Below are 20,426 nucleotides of genomic sequence, written 5' to 3' on the forward strand. Positions count from 1 at the left end.
GGCGGCCGTGCGAGGAGCGCGGCGTCCGGGGCGAGTATCCGCTGATTTTGGAAAAATATAAGGAATCCGAATATGTTGACGCACGGACCGGTGAGCGCCACATCTGCCGACCTGGACGGCGCGAGTGCCGGGGCGGCTGGCGCACGTTGCGCGCATATCGTCCCGGTGATTCTTGCGGGGGGCTCGGGCACGCGCCTGTGGCCCGTATCGCGCGAGAATTTCCCGAAGCAACTGATCGACGTGGTCGGCTCCGATTCGCTGCTGCAGGCGACCGCGCGGCGCATGGACGGCTTCCCGTCCGGCTGGAACGTGAACGCTTCGCCGATCATCGTGTGCGGCGAAGAGCATCGCTTCGTGATTGCCGAGCAGCTTCACGAAAATGGCGTCGATGCGCGTCTTGTCGTCGAACCCGCACGCCGCGATACGGCGCCGGCGCTGACGCTGGCGGCGTCGCTCGCCTGTGCGGACGGCGGCGACGCCATTCTCGTCGTGATGCCGGCCGATCATTCGATCGCCGACGTGCCCGCGTTGCAGCGCGCGCTGGAGTGCGCGGCACGCCATGCGGAGCAAGGTGCGGTGGCGACCCTCGGCGTGCCGCCCACGCATCCCGACACGGGTTTCGGCTATATCCGCATCGGCGCGGAATTGGCCGGCGGCGCGCATGCGATCGACAGCTTCGTCGAGAAGCCCGCGCAGGAAATCGCCGCGCAGTACGTGGCGGCCGGCACGTACTGGTGGAACAGCGGCATCTTTATCGTGCGCGCGAGCGTGTGGCTCGACACGCTCAAGCGGCTGCAACCGGACATGCATGCGGCCTGCGAGCGGGCATTTGCCGGCGGCCGCCATGATGGCGCGGTGTTCCGTCCGTTGCTGGACGCGTTCCTCAGCGTGCCCGCGGATTCGATCGATTACGCGGTCATGGAACACCTGACCGATAGCACGGGCCAGGGTGCGGCGAGCAGCAAGAACAGCAGCGACAGCACCGACGGCGCCAACAGCACCGACAGCGCCGACAGCGCCGACGTCACACAGCGCGCCGCGCCGGTGGCGATTCCCGCCGGCATCGTCGTGCGACTCGAGGCGGGCTGGTCGGACCTCGGTTCGTGGGACGCGGTGTGGGCCGCGATGGAGAAGGACGCCAACGGCAACGCCGGGCGTGGACGGGTCACGTTCGAAGGTGCGGTGTCGAGCTACGCGCATTCGGAAGGACGGCTGGTCGCTTGCGTCGGCACCAGCAACGTCGTGGTGGTCGAGACCGCCGATGCGGTGCTGGTGGTCGACCGCTCGCACGTGCAGGACGTCAAGGGGCTGGTGGCGCGTATCAAGGCGCAGCACGCGCCGGAGGCCGACGCGCATCGCAAGGTGCGCCGCCCCTGGGGCTTCTACGATTCGATCGACCACGGCGAGCGTTTTCAGGTCAAGCGCATCGTCGTGACGCCGGGCGCACAGCTTTCGTTGCAACTGCATCACCACCGCGCTGAGCATTGGGTGGTCGTGCGTGGCACGGCACTCGTCACGCGCGGCGAAGAGCAGTTCCTGCTGAGCGAAAACGAATCGACCTATATCCCGCTCGGCACTCGCCACCGGCTCGAAAACCCGGGGAAAGTGCCGCTCGAAATCATTGAAATCCAGTCAGGCACCTATCTGGGTGAAGACGACATTGTGAGGTTCAACGACACCTACGGCCGCTGCTCCTAAGCAGCACGCCGGGATTCATTTGCGGATGGAACGGCAACAAAGAGGCAAGCAAAATGCGCAAGTTTCAGGATTTACTCGCGCGAGTTTTCGATGTCGCGTTGGTATTGGCGGGTGCGGCGGCGTCGTCGCAGATCCGTTTCGAATACCTCTCTCAATCGGGGTTCTACTGGGCGCTCGTGATGTTTTCCGCCGCCTTCGCGCTGGCCATCTTTCCGGCGTTCGGCGTCTACGAATCGTGGCGCGGCCGCTCCAAGCTGGCGCTCGCCGGTCAGGTCTCGCTCGCGTGGCTGATGGTGCAGGCCTGCGCGCTCGTGCTGATGTATTCGCTGCATCGCAGCGACTTCGTGTCGCGGCTGTGGTTCTCCTACTGGACCGCGATGTCCGGTGGTCTGCTGGTCGCGTATCGGCTGATCACGCACGCGGTGCTGGCGCGCGCCCGCGGCGCGGGCATGAACCTGCATCAGGTGGCGATTGTCGGCAGCGGCTCGCAGTGCGACACCATCATCCGCCGCATCGAATCCGCTCCCACCGCCGGCTTTCGCGCGACGGCCGTGTACAACACGCGACCGGACGTATCGGCGGTGACGAGCGCGAGCGTGCCGGTGTTCGACACGGTCGACGCGCTCGCCGACTACATCCGTACGAACGACGTGCACGAGCTCTGGCTGATGCTCTCGCTGACCGAGGAGCCGCTCATCTGTGCGTTGATCGGCGAGTTCCGTGACGATCTGGTGAATATCCGCTTCATGCCGGACGTGCGCAGCCATGCGCTGTTCGAGGGTAGCGGCGTGATCGATCTGCTCGGTGTGCCGGCGATCAATCTGGTCGCCTCGCCTTTGTCCGCCAGTTCGATGCTGCAGAAGGAAATCTTCGACCGCCTGTTCGCGGCCGTCGTGCTGATCTGTCTTGCGCCAGTGATGCTCACCATCGCGATCGCGGTGAAGCTGTCCTCGCGCGGGCCGGTGCTGTTCAAGCAGCGGCGCAAGGGCGCGGATGGACGTGTTTTCACGATCTACAAGTTCCGCTCGATGCGGCTGCATACGGAAGCTAAAGGCACGCTCAGTCAGGCCACACGCAACGACAAGCGGGTGACGAAAGTCGGCGCGTTCCTGCGGCGCACGAGCCTCGACGAACTGCCGCAATTTTTCAACGTGTTGCTTGGCGACATGTCGGTCGTTGGACCGCGTCCCCATGCACTCGAGCACGACGACCTGTATCAGAAAGTGGTCGCCGGCTACATCAATCGCTACCGCATCAAGCCGGGTATTACGGGGTGGGCACAGATAAACGGCTTTCGTGGCGAAACTGACCGCATCGAGAAGATGGAGCGTCGTGTCGAACATGACCTGTATTACCTGGGTCATTGGTCGTTCGCACTCGACATGCGGATTATCGGCGCGACGATTGTCGCCGGACTGGTGCATCGAAACGCTTACTAAGCAGTTAACAACACGCTGGGCACTGTCTCCTCTGAGAACGGTCGCCGTGGCGCAAGGAGGAAATGTCATGAACTCACTTGGCTCATTTGGCTCATTTGGTATACGCACGGCAAGTCTCCTGATTTTCGCCGCCGCCGCACTGCTGTCAGGATGCGGGATCGTACCCGGCCAACGGATGATCACGCCAGCCACGCTTCAGGACACGGGTGGAGATTTCAGCAGTGAGCCATCGCAGCAAAAGCAGATTCCGATCACGGATATCAACCTCTCGCTGGTGCGCAAGATAAACGCGGCGCAGGCAGGTGCCACGGTCCCGCGGGAAACGCTCGCGCTGTTCGGCAAACCGACCCCGTACCTCGTCGGCCCTGGCGACGTGCTGCAAATCGTCGTGTGGGATCACCCGGAACTCGCCGCGGCGCTTGGCCAGCCGCCCGCCAATTCGCGCCCTTCGGACGCGATGCCGGGCTTCCTGATCGATGACAAAGGCGAGATCCAGTTCCCGTATGCGGGCACGCTGCACGTGGCCGGCAAGGACGTTTCGACGATTCAGAAGGAACTGCTGCGGCGTTTGAGCGCCGTGTACCAGAAGCCTGAAGTGACGGTGCGGGTGGCGTCGTTCCGCAATGCGCAGTTCTATCTCGACGGCGAAGTGCGCACGCCCGGCGCGCAATCGCTGAACGACATTCCGGTATCGCTGATGATGGCGATCAACCAGGGTGGCGGCTTCAGCGCGAACGCGGACCGCAGTCGTGTTCAGTTGATCCGCAACGGCGTCATCTATCCGCTGAACCTCGACGATCTGATCAAGCATGGCCACAATCCGTCGGACATCTATCTGAAGCCGGGCGACCTGGTGCGGATCGCCGCGCGTGAAGACAGCGGCGTCTACGTGATGGGCGAGGTCAACAAGCCCGCGACCATCCTGCCGATGCGTAACGGCCAGTTGACGCTTTCGCAAGCCATCTCCGACAGCGGCAGCTTCGATTCGAACACGGCCGCCGCGCGGCAGTTGTTCGTGATCCGCAATTCGACGAGTGAATCGCCGGAGATCTACCACCTCGACGCCACGTCTCCGGTTTCGATGGTGCTTGCCAATCAGTTCGAGCTTCAGCCGAAAGACATTGTCTATGTCGGCCAAGGCGGGCTGGTCCGCTTCAACCGCGTGCTGAACCTGCTGCTGCCGGCGATCAATGCGGCTGTGACGGGTGTCGTGGTGTCGAAATGACAGACGCGCAACGTGAAACTGAACTGCCGGGCTTTGTTGGGTGAAGAAAATGGCAATCAACTTCGAAAACCGTTACACCGATGTGTCCGGACCGGACGAGCTTCATCTGTCCGACTATCTGCGCACGATAGTGCGCGGTTGGCGCACCATTCTGGTGGTGACGCTCATTGCGCTCGCGCTGGGCTGCGCGTACGCGTTCCTCGCGCCGCCCACCTATCGTGCGGACGTGCTGTTCCACGTCGAGGACAAGACGGCCAATGGCAATGCGAATGGCAAGGACTCCTTGCCGCCGCTCACCGGCATGTTCGACACCAAGCCGTCGACGGCGGCCCAGATCGAATTGTTGAAATCGCGTCTGGTCACGGAGGAGACCGTCAGGAATCTGCACCTCGATATCAGCGCGACGCCGCGCTATCTGCCGTTCATCGGCGGGATGATCGCGGGGCTGGTCAACGGGCGGTGGGGTTTCAGGCTGCCGTCGTTCATCAATCTGTCCGGCTTCGCGTGGGGTGACGAGAGCATTGCGGTGTCGCGCTTCGACACGTCGAAGGAGATGTATGACACGACCTTCACGCTGATCGCGGGCGCCGATGGCACCTATGTGCTGCGTGACCGCAACGGTATCGCGATCCTGTCGGGGCGGGCCGGCGAGACCGTCGAAACCGATACCGCCGACGGCCCGATCGCACTGCGTGTCGACAAGCTGGTCGGCGCGCCCGGCTCGCGTTTCGAACTGTCGCGCGCATCGACGCTGAGCACGGTCGACCGTCTGCAGAAAGCGCTGCTGGTGCAGGAAACCACGCTGCAGTCCGGCGTGATTCGCGTGAGTCTCGAAGGCGGCGACGCCGCGTTGACCACGGCGATCGTCAACAACATGGCGCGCGAGTTCGTGCGCCAGGATATCGCGAGTCGTTCGACCGAGGCCGAGCACATGCTCGCGTTCCTCGATCAGCAACTGCCCGGCTTGCGCAAGGAACTCGACGACGCCGAGCAACGCTACAACAAGTTCCGCAACACGCATGGCACGGTCGACCTCGGCGAGGAAAGCCGCCTGCTGCTGCAGCAGATCGTCGATAACCGCACCAAGCTGATCGATCTGCAGCAGCAACGCGCGGAGATGTCGCAACGCTTCACCGCGCATCACCCGGCGGTGGCCGCGCTCGACGCGCAGATCGCAGCGTTGCAGGGCGCCCAGGCCAACATGAACCGCAGCGTCGCGGAGATGCCGGATACCGAGCAGACCGCATTGCGCCTGTTGCGCGACGTGCACGTCAATACCGAGCTCTACACGAACCTGCTCAACAGCGCGCAGCAACTGCGCGTGGCGAAGGCCGGCCAGGTCGGCAGCGTGCGCGTGGTCGACCTCGCCGAAACGCCGGACGAACCGGTGCGTCCGAAGCGCGTGCTGGCGATCCTGATCGCGCTCGGCGGCGGCCTCGCGCTCGGCATCATGCTGACCTTCTTCAAACGCGCAATGTACGGCGGCGTGGAGCGTCCCGACGAACTCGAAGCGATACTCGGCGTGCCGGTGTTTGCGGTCGTGCCGCGCAGCCAGACGCAGTTGCGGCTACAGGAGAACGTGATGCTGCGCCGGCGCGGTCTGCACGTGCTCGCGCAGCAGGCGCCGGAAGACATCGCGGTGGAAGGTGTGCGCAATCTGCGCACCTCGCTGCAGCTGTCGCTCGATCACGCCGAGAACAACGTCGTGATGATCACGGGCTCGCGGCCCGATGCGGGCAAATCGTTCCTGTCGGTGAACCTGGCGGCGCTGGTGGCTTCGGCGAACAAGCGCGTGCTGATCATCGACGGCGACATGCGGCGTGGTGATGTTCACTCGCACTTCGGCGTCACCCATCAGCCGGGTCTGTCCGACGTGCTGAGCGGCGGCGATCTGGGCGCGATGATCCAGCGCGACGTATTGCCCGGTCTGGACGTGCTCGCCAAGGGCACGTTGCCCACGCATCCGTCCGAACTGCTGATGAGCAAGCGCTTCGAAACGATGCTCGACGAACTGAAGTCGCACTACGACCTCGTGATCGTCGATACGCCGCCGGTGCTCGCGGTCACCGACTCCACGCTGATCGGCAAGTATGCGGGCACGACCTTGCTGGTGGTGCGCCACGGCCGCCATCCGGTCAACGAGATCGTCGAGACGACCAAGCGTCTGCGCAACGGCGGCGTGGCGCTGCGTGGTGTGCTGCTCACCGATGTGCCGCAGGAAGCCGCGTTCATCGGCTCCGGCTATCAGGGGGGCTATTACGGTTACGACAGTATCGCCGGTTGAAGGCGCGGCCCGCGGCGCGGGCCGTTCAATCGCGCCTCTATGCCGGCATCGGTTTTGGCATCGCGCAAACTCTATAAGGAGAAGGTTCCATGACACGCAAGATCGCGTTGATCACCGGTATCACTGGACAGGATGGCTCGTACCTGGCTGAGTTGCTGCTCGCCAAGGGTTACGACGTTCACGGCATCAAACGCAGGTCGTCGCTGTTCAACACAGACCGGATCGATCATCTCTACCGCGATCCACATGACCCGGAGCAGCGCCTCTTTCTGCACCACGCAGACCTGACTGACTCCACCAGCATTCTGCGCGTGATCCAGCGCGTCGAGCCCGACGAAATCTACAACCTCGCGGCGCAGAGCCATGTCGCGGTGTCGTTCGAGGAGCCGGAGTACACGGCTAACGCGGATGGTCTCGGCGCATTGCGGATTCTCGAAGCAATCCGGATTCTCGGCTTGCAGCACAAGACGCGTTTCTATCAGGCGTCCACCTCGGAGCTGTACGGGCTGGTGCAGCAGGTGCCTCAGTCGGAGACTACGCCGTTCTATCCGCGCAGCCCGTATGCGGTCGCCAAGCTGTTCGCGTACTGGTCCACCGTGAATTATCGCGAGGCCTACGGGCTGTATGCGTGCAACGGGATTCTGTTTAATCACGAGTCGCCGGTGCGCGGCGAGACGTTCGTCACGCGCAAGATCACGCGTGCCATCGCGCGCATTGCGGTGGGCATGCAGAAGACGCTCTATCTCGGCAATCTGTCGGCGCTGCGCGACTGGGGCCATGCACGCGATTACGTGGAGATGCAGTGGCGCATGCTGCAACAGGACAAGCCGGAGGACTACGTGATCGCCACCGGCGTGCAGTACAGCGTGCGCCAGTTCGTTCTGCATGCGGCTGCCGAGCTGGGCGTGACCGTGCGCTTTGAAGGCACCGGCACGGACGAGGTGGGCATCGTCGAGAGGGTGGAAGGACGCGAGATCAGGCTGTCGCCGGGCGACGTGATCGTGCGGGTCGACCCGCGCTACTTCCGGCCCGCCGAAGTCGAAACGCTGCTGGGCGATCCGTCGAAGGCGCATGCGCAGCTCGGCTGGCAACCGGTCACGTCGTTCGCGTCGCTCGTCAAGGAAATGGTGCGCGCGGACTATCAGATTGCCCGGCGCGACGCGCTCGTCACGCTGGCCGGATTCACCGCGCTGGAACATCACGAGTAATGGCGATGAACAGACAAGCACGCATCTTCGTCGCCGGCCATCGTGGCATGGTCGGCTCGGCGCTGGTCCGGCGCCTCGTCGCCGATGGCTACGAGAACGTGATCACGCGTACGCGAGCCGAGCTCGATCTGAAGGATCAGGCGGCCGTGAACCGCTTTTTCGAAAGCGAACAGATCGACGTGGTGCTGCTCGCGGCGGCGCGCGTTGGCGGCATTCTCGCGAACGCCTCGCAGCCGGGCGAGTTCATCTACGAGAATCTGGTGATCGAAACCAACGTGATCCACGCCGCGTATCGTGCGCGGGTCGAGCGGCTGGTGTTCTTCGGCTCGTCGTGCATCTATCCGAAGCAATGTCCGCAGCCGATCCGCGAGGAGTATCTGCTGAGCTCGCCGCTCGAACCCACCAACGACGCGTATGCGATTGCGAAGATCGCCGGCCTCAAGCTGTGCGAAGCGTACAACCGCGAGTACGGCACGCAGTACGTCGCGTTGATGCCGACCAATCTGTACGGCCCGAACGACAACTACGACCTGAACAACAGCCACGTTTTGCCGGCGCTGCTGCGCAAAGCACATGAAGCCCGCGTGAGCGGCGCACCGACGTTGACAGTGTGGGGTTCGGGCACACCGCGCCGCGAGTTCCTGCACGTCGACGACCTCGCCGCGGCCACGCTGTTCGTGCTCGAGCACGGGGTGACGGACGGTGTGTTCAATGTAGGCGTGGGTGAGGATCTGACAATCCGCGAGCTGGCCGAATGCATCTGCAAGGAGGTCGGCTACGAGGGCGAACTCGTGTTCGATGCGTCGAAGCCCGACGGCACACCACGCAAGCTGCTCGATGTCTCGCGGCTCGCGCAGATGGGCTGGCGCGCGACGATCGGTCTACAGGAGGGAATCGCGGCTACGTACCGGGACTTCGTCGAGTCCGATACCGGTTCGACAGCCGCCGCATTGCATGCATAGGCGCTCGAGCCGCGGCCGCTGAAGGCCGCGGCGAAAGAGGGGAGGCAGACGGCGTGGGTGCGGGTTCCGCACCCACGCGGGGGATGGTTTTTGGAGGAGTACAACAAAATGGCAGCGTCAGTCACGATCTTTCATAGCGTTGTATGGTCGCGGCACAAAGGTGTCGTTTTTTCAGCTCTGCATAATATTTCGGCATCGGGAGCCATTCACTACTCGATGGTACAGATCGCGGAAACGGAACGCGACCGCATCGGCTTCTCCGACGTCGACTATTCGTATCATCGCTATCCGATGCAAAAGCTGTTCGACGGCTGTTACGAAGACGTGCCGACCATGAAGTTGATCGCGCGGCTCACCTGGGAGGTACTGCGGGCCAAGTCGGAACTGATCGTTCTACCCGGCTATCACCGCCCCGAGTACTGGGCGATGCTGGCCGCGTGCATCGTGACCGGCAAACGGCGCGCGGTGTTCTGCGATTCGACCGCACGCGACCGGCCCAAGAAACTGATTACGTCGATTCCGAAGCGGGTGTTCTTCTCGCTGTGCGACGGCTACTTCGGCTTTGGCGAGCGCAGCCGCGAGTACCTCCTTTCGCTCGGTGCGAAACGCGACAAGATCTTCGTGCCGTGTCAGGCCGCTGCGTTGCCCGGATCGTTCACCCCGGAAGGTGCGCTGGCCGAGCGGGTTGCCGCGCGCGCGGGCAAGCCGCCGGTGTTCCTGTTCGTCGGGCGTCTGTCGGAAGAGAAGGGCATCGGCACGCTGATCGATGCGTTCGCCGGACTGCAGCAGCGGATTCCGGCGGCGCGCCTGCGCATCGTCGGCTCTGGGCCGATGTGCGCCGCATTGCAAGCGCAGGTTGCGAAACTTCAACTTGACGACGCGGTGACGTTGGTCGGCAGCTTGCAGGACGAACCGCTTGCCCAGGAATACTTCCGGGCAACCTGCATGGTGCTGCCGAGCTACAGCGAGCCGTGGGGGCTGGTCGTCAACGAGGCGCTCGCGCATGGCTGCCCCGCTGTGGTCAGCGAGAGTTGCGGCTGCGTGCCGGAGCTGGTGATCGACGGGGTGAGCGGTTACGCATTCACCGCCGGCGACGTGCCTGGGCTGCGGCGCACCATGCTCAAGGCCATTGAAGCGTTCGCGGACGTGAGCGAGACCGCGCATCGCTGCATGGATGTGATTGGCCAATTCGATCCACCGTCGGCCGCCGCCAATATCGCTCGCGGCTGCGCATTGATATTGAGCGATTGACACGCGGCAGCGTCGCCCACGCGCAACCATAAACGTTCTGGCAGGCACAATGAAGATCCTGATCTACGGCCTCAACTACGCGCCCGAACTGACGGGGACAGGCAAGTACACGGCAGAAATGGCCGCGCTGCTGGCCGGCCGTGGACACCAGGTGCGGGTGATCTGCGCGCCGCCCTACTATCCCGAGTGGCAGGTGTCGGCGGGCTACGCGTCATGGCGCTATCGGCGCGAGACGCGTGACGGTGTGACGCTCTGGCGTGCGCCGCTGTGGGTGCCGTCACAGCCGACCGGCGTCAAGCGGATGCTGCACCTGGCAAGCTTCGCGGCAAGTTCGCTGCCACTGCTCGCGCGCCATGTGCTGTGGCGCCCCGATGCCGTGATGCTGATCGCGCCCACCTTGATGTGCGCGCCGGCCGCGCTGGCGCTCGCCCGCGTCACGCGCGCCCGCGCATGGCTGCATATTCAGGACTACGAGGTGGATGCGGCCTTCGATCTGGGGCTGCTGAAAAGCTCGCGTGCGGCTCGTTTGGCGCGCTGGTTCGAAAGCGTGCTGTTGCGGCGCTTCGATGCGGTCTCGTCGATCACGCGGCAGATGAGCGCGCGCGCGACCACCAAGGGCGTGCTGCCGGCGCGCGTGCTGTGTCTGCCTAACTGGGTGGACGCCTCGAGCATCTATCCCCTTGCGCGTGCGAGCGAATACCGGCAACAGCTCGGCATTCCGGACGACCGGGTCGTGGTGCTGTACTCGGGCAACATGGGCGCGAAGCAGGGCATCGAAACACTTGCCGACGCGGCCGCACTGCTCGTCGCTCGCAGCGACATCACGTTCGTGTTCTGCGGCAATGGCCCTGCGAAAGAGAGTTTGCTGTTGCGTTGTGCGGGATTGACGAACTGCATTTTCATTCCGCTGCAACCGGCCGAACGTCTGAACGAACTGCTCAATCTCGCGGACGTTCATGTGCTGCCGCAACGCGCCGACGCGGCGGATCTGGTGATGCCGTCCAAACTCACCGGCATGTTAGCGAGCGGCCGCGCGACGGTGGCGATGGCGCACCGTGGCACGGCGTTGCATGAAGCGGTGGCGTCGCGCGGCGTGGTGGTGCCGCCCGACAGCGCCCGCGCGCTGGCGACGGCGATCAGCGTGCTGGCGAGCGATGCGGGGCGCCGTGCCGCGCTCGGCAAGGCTGCGCGCGACTACGCAGAAAGCGCGCTGTCGCCGGAGTCGATCATTCAGACTTTCGAGGAACGTCTCGCGGCCGTGTTCCTTCAGGTGGGCGTGACGCGCGTGAAGACGAGGGCGGCCTATTTCGATTCGCGCTCTTCAGCGGGCGCAGGCCAGATGCCCAATACGGCTAACGCGGAGGAAGCCGCGCCGGATTGATCCGGAACGCGGCCATTCGAGATGAAGACGAACTTACCAGGGCGAGCGATAGATGGCGTGCTTGCTGGCATAGGGATCGGCGTAAGCGTTTTTCGCTGCGCCCTGAGGGAGCAGGCCCTCGGCCGCGGTCGGGCGACCCGGCTGGCCTGCCACGCGCACCTGGCCATTGGCGGCTGCCGCGGGCGCCTTGCGTTGTGCCCTGGCGGGCGCGCGTTGGGCGCCAGCGCCGCCAGCCGTGACCGTCATGCGTTGCTCGTCGAGCAGCGCGGTGCGCTGCGCGTCGTCGGTATCGCCTTGTGGCGTATCGCCACTGCCGTATTCAGCCGGTGCGCCGAGAAACTGTTGTTCGTTGTAGCGATTTGTGGCGCGCCGGTCGACCGCAGCAGGCAGCCCGGTGCCATAGCCATAACGGTTGACCGCCGTCGCATCCCGTGCTGCGGGTGCCGCGTTGTTTTGCGCGAATGCCGGCAGCGCGCAGGTTGTGACGGCGACAAATATCCATGCAGCACTGAGTCGGATCGAATTGGTCATGTTGGTCCCCAAGGAAATGCAGTCGTAAGAAAGTCATCGTGCGCCAACCCTGGCACGCGCAGCCGCCAAAACGCTAGCCTGCGCGGCCACTGCACAAAGCGTCAGAGGGGCAGGCAACATAATGTACGAAGTTGGTCTCGCATGCATGCACATGCATACCAAGGCTCCTGGCTGGGAGGTAGGTGATGGATAACGTTGCCGGAGATCAGCAATTTGAAGGCGCGCGACCCGCCGAACAGGCGCGCGAGGATGGGCGCGTGATCGATCTGAGTCTGGCTGGAAAGGGAAACTATCAGGCGCGGCGCAGCGTTCTAATTGAGTTCATCTGGTTCGTTCTTGAAGCGTGCGTGATCAACAACAAGCTGCTGCCGCTGTCGTTCGTGCGGGTCGGATTGCTGCGTTTGTTCGGCGCGAAGATCGGCAGCGGTTGCCGGTTCGTGCATCCGTTGCGCGTGAAAGCGCCGTGGAATCTCGAGGTCGGGGACAAGTGCTGGTTCGGCGTCGATGTCTGGATCTACAACCAGGCGCCGATTCACATCGGCTCGAACGTGTGCGTTTCGCAGGGCACGTTTCTCACCGCCGGGTCGCATGACATGAGCACGACGATGGATCTGCGCGTCGCGCCGATCGTCATCGAGGACGGTGTGTGGATCACGTCGAAGTGCGTCGTGCAAATGGGGGTGACGATCGGGCGCTCGGCGGTGGTGACACCCTTGTCGGTCGTGCATCGCTCGCTGGAAGCGGAAGGCGTATATGGGGGAAATCCGTGCCGCTTCATACGGAAGCGTTTTACCGTCCCAAGAGCAACAGAAAGAGAACCACAGCGGGCATCCGCTGCGGAGGCCACAACCGGTTCACCGGAAGCTCGGTGGGCGCCGTGAACGGACCGATGCCGGTCAGTCGAAGCCGACGACCTGGCCGATCAAGTCTCGCGGCGCAGCGTAAATGTCATCTGCCAGAGCGGCTGGAGCCTGCCGGCGAGGTCAGTGGCGCACCCGTGAATGCATGTCGAAGATGGGGAGCAGCGGATGTTCATCGATACTAGAAGCATTGAACAAAACACGGTTATTGAAACGACGGTCTGCATCATCGGGGGAGGCGTCGCTGGCATCACGCTGGCGCTGGAATTGTCACGCGCAGGCGTGGAAACCTGCATGCTCGAGAGCGGTGGCTTGCGCCCCGACGACGAAACCCGCGACCTCTATCGCGGCGAGAACGTGGGCTTGCCTTATACCTTCGCGGACGGCTCGCGCAGCCGCTTCCTGGGCGGCAGCAGCAACTGCTGGGGCGGCTGGTGCCGGCCGCTCGATCCCTGGGACTTCGAGAAGCGCGACTGGATCGCGCACAGCGGCTGGCCATTCGGCCTCGACGAACTGGCGCCGTACTACGCGCGCACCCACGCGCTGTTGAAGCTCGGTCCGCGCAACTTCGACCCTGCTTACTGGGAGCGCGAGATCGGCCGCCATGACGTGCATCGCATGCCGCTCGGCACCGGTGACATGCGCGACACCGTTGCGCAGTTCAGCCCGCCGGTGCGCTTTGGCAAGGCGTATCGCAGGGAGCTGGCGAACTCGAACGGGGTGCGCGTATTCCTGTACGCGAACGTGCTCAGCATCGACGCCGACGCGCAGGGCACGACGATCACCCGTGTGCGAGCGGGCACGATCAGCGGCCGACGGATCTCGGTGCAAGCGCGGATCTTCGTGCTGGCCACCGGCGGCATCGAGAATGCGCGTCTGCTGCTTGCATCGAACCGTGTTCAGGCCACGGGGCTCGGCAATGCGAACGATCTGGTTGGCCGCTACTTCATGGATCATCCGCGCATGATGTCGGGCAAGGTGCGTTTTCGTGCGGGCATCGCGCGCAACAAGCTGTACGACATCAAGTATCACTACCAGAACGCCGCAGTGTCGGCACACGGCACGAAGATCTCCTCCCAGTTCGCGCCGAAGCGGGAATGGATGGAGCGCGACAAGCTGTTGAATTCACGCGTGTGGCTCTACTCGAAATGGTACGGCGAAAGCAGCGCGGCTTCCGAGGCGCTGATTCACTGCAAAGAAGCGCTGATGAAGAAGGACCAGCCGGGCCGCCGCCTGCAGACGGACATTGCGACGATGATCGCGCACCCGCTGCACACCGTGGGATACGGCCTCGCGCGGCTGTTGCAATGGCCGTCGCTGATCACCGACGTGACGCTGCAGGCCATCGTCGAAGCAGTGCCCGATCCCGAGAGCCGCGTGAGCTTGTCAGCCGACAAGCGCGACCGCTTCGGCATGCCGCGCGTCAAGGTGGAGTGGCGCCTCGGCGAGCAGGTGAAACGCACCTTCGACAAAACCTTCATGCTGCTCGCGCAGGAGTTGCAGATGGCCAATATCGCGGACGTCAAGCTCGACGCGCCGCTCGAAGGCCGGCCATGGCCGGCGAAGCTCGAGGGCACGTGGCATCACATGGGCACCACGCGTATGCACGATTCGCCGCGCGAGGGCGTGGTCGACCGCGATTGCAAGGTGCACGGGATCAGCAATCTGTATGTGGGCGGCAGTTCAGTGTTTCCGACCGTTGGCGCCAATTTCCCGACCATCACGATTGCCGCGCTGGCATTGCGTCTGGCCGGTCATCTGGTGCGGCGGCTCGATACGCCGGACGTGATCGCGAGGACCGGGATCGACACCGCCAACAGCCCGGCCGCGTCGCTTGATGCGCCGTCCCAGGTCGAGACGCTGCCGATCGCGGCGCGAGGGATCGGCCCGCAGGTCCGGTGAAACGGCAGGAATGCGAGCCGACGAAAACTAACGGGTTTGCTGCGCGGCTTCGCGCAGCGCCGTTAGCGGCTGTTCGCGTGCGCCTGTGGAAGCGCCATGCGTGTCCAGCAGCGCGGTCAGCGCACTCACCATGGTGTCGATCCGGAAGCGCGAATTGAAGGTGCGGATGGCTTGCGCGCGCATCGCTTTGCGTGCCTCGGGGGCGAGTTCGATCCAGCGCAGCAGATTCCGTTCGGTGCCGTCCACGGTGTCGGCGGCCACCAGTCCAGCGCCGTCCGCGTCGATCTCGCGCCATACGTTGACCTTGTTGGAAATCAGCGCCGGCAGTCCGCAACCGAGCGCCTCGGCAACCGCCACGCCGAAATTCTCCTGATGCGAGGGCAAAACGAAGACGTCGCTCGCATGAAACGCGCCCCACTTGAGGTCTCCCTGCAACATGCCCGGCAAGCTCAGGCGCTGCGCGATGCCGGCCGCCTGGGCCTGGGCGCGCAGCGTCGGGACCCAGCTGGTTTCGTCCGGACCGGCGATCACGAGATGCAACGCCGGATCGCGACTGGCGACGCGTGCGAACGCGTCGATCAGGAGATCGCAGCCTTTCTTTGCGTGGATGCGGCCGAGAAACAGCACGATGCGTTTGCCGCGCAAGCCGGGGATCGCGTGCAGGAACGCCTCGCGCACCGCCGCCGGATCGAGCGGCGGCACCGTCGTGCCGAACGGCACGATCCGTTCGTTGGCGCGGTACAGCGAGAACGATTCACGCGCACGTGTGCGTTCTTCCTCGGTCGTGAAGATGACGGCGCGGGCGTCGCGCAGCACGCGATATTCGGCCCATGGCCAGTACAGCCATTTCTTCACATGCTTGAGCGGATAGGCTTGCTTGAACCACGGGTCGAGCATGCCGTGCACGTAGACGTAGTACGGCACGCCGCTGTCGTGCAAGGCCCGCCATGCTGCCAAGCCATGGTATTGCCACAAGCCATGCACGATGACCGTGTCGAAGCGTTTCGCGTTGGCGGCGAGCCATGGTACGAACCGCCTGCAGTAGCCGTAACGGCCGCGGCCCGGGCCCAATGCGTGGACCGGAAATGGAAAGGTCTCGAGGTAGCTATCGCCGGGATCGTCGCACGTCGCCACCTCGATGTCGTGTCCGGCCTTCTGCATGGCTCTGCCGCTGCGGCGTACCCCTTCAACCGGGCCGCCGCTGCGAGGATCGACACTGGGAAGCAGATGCAGGATTTTCATCGGGTGATATCCGGGTGGTGGGGATGTGGTGTTGGCGCATTCCGTGGCACGAGCGCGCCGAACTGGTTGGGCGGGGCCGCGGCGGAGCCCGCACGCGACATGCCGAGCGCGGCTGCAAGGTCGGCGCGGCCCGTGCCGGGCTGAATCCTGCCGGGTAATTCCGGTAATTCGTCGGGCAACTCGTCGGGTAACTCGGGCGCGGGCGCCGCAACCGGCGGTCGATGCGGTGGCCGCGGGCGGCGCATCGCGCGCCTCGGCAGCGCACGTTGCAGGCGCGCGTGAGTCGCGATCATCAAGCCGAGCGCGACGCCGAAGACCAGGCCCGAGAAACGCGGACCGAGCGGATTGCCGCCGATCGAGGTGGCCGGCAACGCGGCGAACAGCATGATGGCGCGCCCCAGCACTGGCAGCAGGGGCGCGTCGGGCACGGCTGAGCGCCAGTAGCGATACGAGAAGAAACAGATGGCCAGCGCCGCCAGCGTCGCGAGCGGCATGCCGATGCCGAACAGCAGGCCGCCCGCGAAGAGTTGATAGACCCAGAAGTTGTGGCCCGCGGCCCATTCGTTGATCGCATAGAAGTCTTTCTCGCTGAACTGGCCGGCGAGATCCGGCAGATAAACCGGCGAGTAGCGATAGTAGTGGCCATAGCCTTCGCCGAACAACAGCGTGTCCGCCGACTTCGTCACCTGGTCGTACTGATCGCGCATTTCCGCGAGACGCGTGATCGTGGTCGGGTCCTTGCCGGACACGGTTTCTTCTGACGCGAAGATGCGCTGCGTCCAGTGCTCCGCCACTTCCGGAAAGCTCAATGCCGCGATGCCGGCCATCCCCGCCAGCACCGCGCCGATCAGCAGGCTGCGGTTCAGCGCGCGCCAGACATGGCGCATCGACGGCGCGCTCAGCGCCATGGCGAGCAGGAACAGCAGCACGGTGCCGACCAGCAGACTGCGCGTCACGCTCAGCAATGCGACGAACATGGTGACCACGAAAACCGCGATAGAGAAGAACGAGTAACGCCGCGCCACGACGAATTCGTGCAGCAGCACGCCTTGCAATCCGAGCAGCGTCACGGAGATGATCCGGTAGCGCACGTTCTCGAGGGCGCCGCCCGTCGCCATGCCGTAGACGAGGGTGAACACCAGACTGATCACGTTGGCGACGAACAGCGCCTTTTCGAACTGCGAGATCCGGTATTCGCTCCATGGGCGACACGCCACAAAATAGCCCAGCATGAACAGCACGAATGGCAGCACGGTGCGCAGATAGTTGCCGACGTCGTTATCCTGCACCAGTTGCGCGACGATGCTGCCGAACACGCATAGCAGCATGCTGATGGTGACGACCGATTGCAGCCGCGAGCGTTCGTGAAAGCGTGGCGCGATCAGCAGCAGCGCGAGGCCCGCGGCCATTGCGGGCGCGACGAACACGAATTGCGCCAGGTGGCCCGTGTTCGCATCGGTTGCCTTATAGTCCAGCGCAAGCGGTAACAGAAAAATCCATATCCAGGGCGTCGCATACTGATGGCGCATTGTTGATTCCCTCCCCCGCCTTCGTTTTCGCCGTCGGTCTGTGGCGGACGGTCTCGCACGGGTTCATTGTGAGGGAATCTCCCTGGTTGTTAGTTACCCCGACCACATTCGTCGCTGATCGCCTGGGTTCTGGCGACCGCGGCAAGGGCGCCCACTGCAAGATACGCGCACACTGGAGTATGTTGTCGGTTAATGCCTCTAGGTTGGCGCACATGCCGGTGTGCCGCCAGTGAAGATGTAAAAAGGGGCATTGGCCCGGCTAGGTGATTGGAGAGAACAACATGAAATCGTTTCGCGGGTCGGGGCCTCCAAAAAAAATGGGCGCACGGGCAATTGAGCTCGATTTCGTTCGCGGCATCGCAATTATGATGGTGATGGGCTATCACTTTCATCTTGTCCATACCGGCAACTTGCTGATCGAGACTATCGAATACCCGCTGAAGAATTTTGGCCGCGAAGGCGTCAACCTGTTCTTCACGCTGAGCGGCTTCCTCGTGGGTGGACTGCTGCTTCGGCAGTACGCCGAAACGGGTCACGTCGATGCCCGGCGCTTCATCATCCGGCGGATCTTCCGCATCTGGCCTGCGTATTACGTGCTGATCGCGTTTCATGTGCTGGCCGGCCGTCATCCGTGGAATACCTTCCTGGTCCAGAACCTGACCCATCTGCAGAACTATCTGGGCACGTCGATCACGCAGACCTGGAGCCTCGCGGTCGAAGAACATTTCTATCTGGTGCTGCCGGCGCTGCTGTTGCTATTCGCGCGCTTGCGACTCGGCGCGTGGACGATCGTCAGTGTGCTGACCAGCATCTGTCTGGTGGTGCTCACGGCGCGCTGCTTCGCGGTCGCGAATGGCGATCTGGAAGGGACCTTCGCCTACACGCAATACCGCCTCGACAGCTTGCTGTACGGCGTGATTCTGGCGACGCTCTACTGGCTGAAGCCAGGCGTCTACCATCAGCTCGCCAGACGAAAATGGCTGCTGCTCGCCGGCGTCGCCGTGCTATGCGCGTGGCTCGCGTTTGCGATCCCGCATCTCGCGCTCGACCAAAGCATTGGCTACACGGTGCAGGCGATCGGCTTTGCCGCGTTCATCGTGCTGGTGCTCGAGTATTCCGGCTCGCTGCGCTCGACGTGGATCTATCGCGGGGTCGCGTGGATCGGTCTCTATTCGTACGGTATTTATCTTTGGCATTCGGTTGCTCTCGTACCCGGCGACATGCTCATTCACAAGGCGAGCGCGCTCGGTCTCGCGCCGAGCCTGATCTGGATCATGGCATTGGCTGCGCAGTCCGCGCTCGCGATCGGGCTCGGCTATGTGACCACGCGTGCGATCGAGTATCCGTTCCTGCTGATGCGCAACACGCTGTTCCCGGAAAAGCGCAGCAGCTTCGTGCACGAAGAAGCGCCCGCTGGTGGGCAGTCGCCCTCAACACTCACGGGCAGTGCGTGGCCGGCTGTCGGTGAAGCCGCCCGGCCGGCCCGTTCCGAAGCCGGCTCAGGCCATCTGCTGTAACAAGGTCTGCTTGAACTGCCCGAGCGTATGTCGCGACAGCAGTTCCTCGCGTGCGGCCGGCACGGTGTCGGGCGCGTGCGGCCAACTCGTCATGGTTTCGGTGATCGCGTTGCCGATCGACGCGCAGCTCAGGTCACCCAGAATCGGACCGAGCTCGCAGCGCCGGCTGAACCAGCCGATCAATCCATCTTCCGTCGCGATCACGGGCTTGCCGAACCGGTAGGCCTGCACGAGCACGCCGCTCATGCCGTAATGCCCCTTGTAGCCAAGCCAGACTGCGTCGCAGGCGGAGAACAGGTCGCGTTCGAGGTCGGTGGAAATGAACGCGTCGAGCACCAGCGGCGCGGGCTTGAGGCTGCGCACATGATGGCGCATGAAATGGCGCGTGCCGGCATCCTGCTCGCCTGCGACGATCAGCGTGGGCGCATGTTCGAGACGCGTCAACGCATCGACCAGTTCGTAAATCCCTTTGCGTTCCGTGATTGCGCCATAGACGAGCAGATAGCGCGCGTCGGGCGCGAGGCCGAGACGCTGGCGGGCCAGCACGGGGTTCTCGGCGTGCTCGTCAGGAAAAGGATCGGCCACGTAGCCAACAGCGGCACTGCGCTTCGACGCGTGGCGAGCCGCCCATTCCGGCAACGTGGGGTCGATCGTCAGCAGCGTGCGCAGTCCGGCGGTGCGGATCGCGCGCTTGAACAGCTGCGCCTTGAGCGCATTCACGAACGGCCGATCGGGCGCCTTGATGCCGACCTCGTGATGATGAAACGTCGAACGCATCGTGATGCCGATCCACGGTGTCGCGCCGAACGGCGAACCGAGAAACGGCAGCGCATAGAGGAAATAATCGGCGTACGGTACGACTACCAGACGAATCGATTGCGTGCGGCTGATGATCGTATGCGCGCGTTTGAAATAGCGGTGAAAGCGTGTGTACTGATCGTTGCCGGCGAGGCGCCGTGACGACGGCTCGTCGGGATCGACGAAGGCGATCTGCTGGTCGGGCCGGTTGGCGGCGGCGATCTGCCGGGGGAGCCGGTGATCCTCGTTGGCGCACTCGGTCACGAAGAGGCACGGATAGCCCGCATCCGCGCAGGCCTGCATGGTCCACTCGACATAACGCCAGCGATGGCCGGTGAGATTCGGTTCCACGATCAGGACGTAGTCGGCTTGTGGTGCGTCTGTAGTCATGTGCGTTGCAAAGAAAGGACATCGGCGCCGACGGTCCGGCGGCGCCAGCAACAACGTTAGCATTGCAGACGTATGGAGAATGACCTATTTGAGCGCCTTTGTGTGGCAACGTACTGGTGCGCCGGGGCTTCGGCTGAACCGGCCTAGCTGATGGCGGTTGTCGCCGATTCTCTCGCGGTAAGGTCGTACCTGAAGTGCAGTCAGGCACT

15 protein-coding genes are annotated in these 20,426 nt (G+C 63.8%); 11 read left to right on the forward strand and 4 right to left on the reverse strand.

Translation table 11 applies throughout. The features are described 5' to 3' along the window. Positions 1-72 precede the first annotated feature (72 nt). From BN2475_RS18140 to BN2475_RS18175, 8 genes are all read left to right on the forward strand, one after another. The gene (locus tag BN2475_RS18140) at positions 73-1,698 is read left to right on the forward strand and encodes a sugar phosphate nucleotidyltransferase (protein ID WP_094780880.1); all 1,626 of its coding nucleotides are present in this window, start codon (positions 73-75) and stop codon (positions 1,696-1,698) included. Between the two features lie 53 nt (positions 1,699-1,751). Then, positions 1,752-3,137, forward strand: a complete 1,386-nt coding sequence (locus BN2475_RS18145) for an undecaprenyl-phosphate glucose phosphotransferase (RefSeq protein ID WP_094780881.1) — start codon at positions 1,752-1,754, stop codon at positions 3,135-3,137. 67 nt (positions 3,138-3,204) lie between these two features. Beyond that, positions 3,205-4,362, forward strand: a complete 1,158-nt coding sequence (locus BN2475_RS18150) for a polysaccharide biosynthesis/export family protein (RefSeq protein WP_174641978.1) — start codon at positions 3,205-3,207, stop codon at positions 4,360-4,362. Between the two features lie 49 nt (positions 4,363-4,411). Continuing rightward, on the forward strand, positions 4,412-6,646 hold the full coding sequence (locus BN2475_RS18155; protein ID WP_094780883.1) for a polysaccharide biosynthesis tyrosine autokinase: 2,235 nt from the start codon (positions 4,412-4,414) through the stop codon (positions 6,644-6,646). Between the two features lie 89 nt (positions 6,647-6,735). Further along, positions 6,736-7,854: a GDP-mannose 4,6-dehydratase gene (gene gmd / locus BN2475_RS18160; protein WP_094780884.1), complete on the forward strand. Its 1,119-nt coding sequence runs from the start codon at positions 6,736-6,738 to the stop codon at positions 7,852-7,854. A 5-nt stretch (positions 7,855-7,859) separates the two neighbouring features. Next, a complete protein-coding gene (locus BN2475_RS18165; protein WP_094780915.1) occupies positions 7,860-8,816 on the forward strand; it encodes a GDP-L-fucose synthase family protein in 957 nt (318 codons plus the stop codon). Between the two features lie 108 nt (positions 8,817-8,924). Next, the gene (locus BN2475_RS18170) at positions 8,925-10,067 is read left to right on the forward strand and encodes a glycosyltransferase family 4 protein (RefSeq protein WP_094780885.1); all 1,143 of its coding nucleotides are present in this window, start codon (positions 8,925-8,927) and stop codon (positions 10,065-10,067) included. Positions 10,068-10,116: 49 nt separating this feature from the next. Then, positions 10,117-11,448, forward strand: a complete 1,332-nt coding sequence (locus BN2475_RS18175; RefSeq protein WP_094780886.1) for a glycosyltransferase WbuB — start codon at positions 10,117-10,119, stop codon at positions 11,446-11,448. A gap of 33 nt (positions 11,449-11,481) precedes the next feature. Here BN2475_RS18175 and BN2475_RS18180 read toward each other — a convergent pair whose 3' ends face one another. Continuing rightward, entirely contained in the window at positions 11,482-11,979 is a 498-nt protein-coding gene (locus BN2475_RS18180) for a hypothetical protein (RefSeq protein WP_094780887.1), read from the reverse strand. Between the two features lie 185 nt (positions 11,980-12,164). Between BN2475_RS18180 and BN2475_RS18185 the strand changes: the two genes are divergently transcribed. Together BN2475_RS18185 and BN2475_RS18190 are read left to right on the forward strand one after the other, a co-directional pair. After that, the gene (locus tag BN2475_RS18185) at positions 12,165-12,860 is read left to right on the forward strand and encodes a DapH/DapD/GlmU-related protein (protein ID WP_245841372.1); all 696 of its coding nucleotides are present in this window, start codon (positions 12,165-12,167) and stop codon (positions 12,858-12,860) included. Between the two features lie 147 nt (positions 12,861-13,007). Beyond that, complete coding sequence (locus tag BN2475_RS18190; protein ID WP_094780888.1) at positions 13,008-14,741, forward strand: FAD-dependent oxidoreductase; 1,734 nt, start codon at positions 13,008-13,010, stop codon at positions 14,739-14,741. Positions 14,742-14,768: 27 nt separating this feature from the next. Here the strand turns inward: BN2475_RS18190 and BN2475_RS18195 are convergent, their stop codons facing one another. Together BN2475_RS18195 and BN2475_RS18200 are read right to left on the reverse strand one after the other, a co-directional pair. Beyond that, positions 14,769-15,983: a glycosyltransferase gene (locus BN2475_RS18195; protein ID WP_094780889.1), complete on the reverse strand. Its 1,215-nt coding sequence runs from the start codon at positions 15,981-15,983 to the stop codon at positions 14,769-14,771. Then, positions 15,980-17,512, reverse strand: coding sequence for an O-antigen ligase family protein (locus tag BN2475_RS18200; RefSeq protein ID WP_094780890.1), 1,533 nt, complete (start codon positions 17,510-17,512; stop codon positions 15,980-15,982). The genes BN2475_RS18195 and BN2475_RS18200 overlap by 4 nt, the downstream gene beginning before the upstream one ends. Before the next feature lie 281 nt (positions 17,513-17,793). Between BN2475_RS18200 and BN2475_RS18205 the strand changes: the two genes are divergently transcribed. Continuing rightward, positions 17,794-19,029 (forward strand): acyltransferase family protein, encoded by a 1,236-nt coding sequence (locus BN2475_RS18205; protein WP_094780891.1) that lies wholly within the window; start codon positions 17,794-17,796, stop codon positions 19,027-19,029. Here the strand turns inward: BN2475_RS18205 and BN2475_RS18210 are convergent. After that, positions 19,012-20,217, reverse strand: a complete 1,206-nt coding sequence (locus tag BN2475_RS18210; protein ID WP_094780892.1) for a glycosyltransferase — start codon at positions 20,215-20,217, stop codon at positions 19,012-19,014. The genes BN2475_RS18205 and BN2475_RS18210 overlap by 18 nt on opposite strands. Between the last annotated feature and the right edge of the window lie 209 nt (positions 20,218-20,426).

Source organism: Paraburkholderia ribeironis, assembly GCF_900019265.1.
Taxonomy (GTDB): domain Bacteria; phylum Pseudomonadota; class Gammaproteobacteria; order Burkholderiales; family Burkholderiaceae; genus Paraburkholderia; species Paraburkholderia ribeironis.

What these genes read in the sequence shown, in the direction of transcription:
- BN2475_RS18190 (WP_094780888.1), top strand. Translation starts at nt 13,008, where the DNA reads ATGTTCATCGATACTAGAAGCATTGAACAAAACACGGTTATTGAAACG.
- BN2475_RS18185 (WP_245841372.1), top strand. Translation starts at nt 12,165, where the DNA reads ATGGATAACGTTGCCGGAGATCAGCAATTTGAAGGCGCGCGACCCGCC.
- BN2475_RS18170 (WP_094780885.1), top strand. Translation starts at nt 8,925, where the DNA reads ATGGCAGCGTCAGTCACGATCTTTCATAGCGTTGTATGGTCGCGGCAC.
- BN2475_RS18205 (WP_094780891.1), top strand. Translation starts at nt 17,794, where the DNA reads ATGAAATCGTTTCGCGGGTCGGGGCCTCCAAAAAAAATGGGCGCACGG.
- BN2475_RS18155 (WP_094780883.1), top strand. Translation starts at nt 4,412, where the DNA reads ATGGCAATCAACTTCGAAAACCGTTACACCGATGTGTCCGGACCGGAC.
- BN2475_RS18150 (WP_174641978.1), top strand. Translation starts at nt 3,205, where the DNA reads ATGAACTCACTTGGCTCATTTGGCTCATTTGGTATACGCACGGCAAGT.
- BN2475_RS18165 (WP_094780915.1), top strand. Translation starts at nt 7,860, where the DNA reads ATGAACAGACAAGCACGCATCTTCGTCGCCGGCCATCGTGGCATGGTC.
- BN2475_RS18145 (WP_094780881.1), top strand. Translation starts at nt 1,752, where the DNA reads ATGCGCAAGTTTCAGGATTTACTCGCGCGAGTTTTCGATGTCGCGTTG.
- BN2475_RS18210 (WP_094780892.1), bottom strand. Translation starts at nt 20,217, where the DNA reads ATGACTACAGACGCACCACAAGCCGACTACGTCCTGATCGTGGAACCG.
- BN2475_RS18140 (WP_094780880.1), top strand. Translation starts at nt 73, where the DNA reads ATGTTGACGCACGGACCGGTGAGCGCCACATCTGCCGACCTGGACGGC.
- BN2475_RS18180 (WP_094780887.1), bottom strand. Translation starts at nt 11,979, where the DNA reads ATGACCAATTCGATCCGACTCAGTGCTGCATGGATATTTGTCGCCGTC.
- gmd (WP_094780884.1), top strand. Translation starts at nt 6,736, where the DNA reads ATGACACGCAAGATCGCGTTGATCACCGGTATCACTGGACAGGATGGC.
- BN2475_RS18195 (WP_094780889.1), bottom strand. Translation starts at nt 15,983, where the DNA reads ATGAAAATCCTGCATCTGCTTCCCAGTGTCGATCCTCGCAGCGGCGGC.
- BN2475_RS18175 (WP_094780886.1), top strand. Translation starts at nt 10,117, where the DNA reads ATGAAGATCCTGATCTACGGCCTCAACTACGCGCCCGAACTGACGGGG.
- BN2475_RS18200 (WP_094780890.1), bottom strand. Translation starts at nt 17,512, where the DNA reads ATGCGCCATCAGTATGCGACGCCCTGGATATGGATTTTTCTGTTACCG.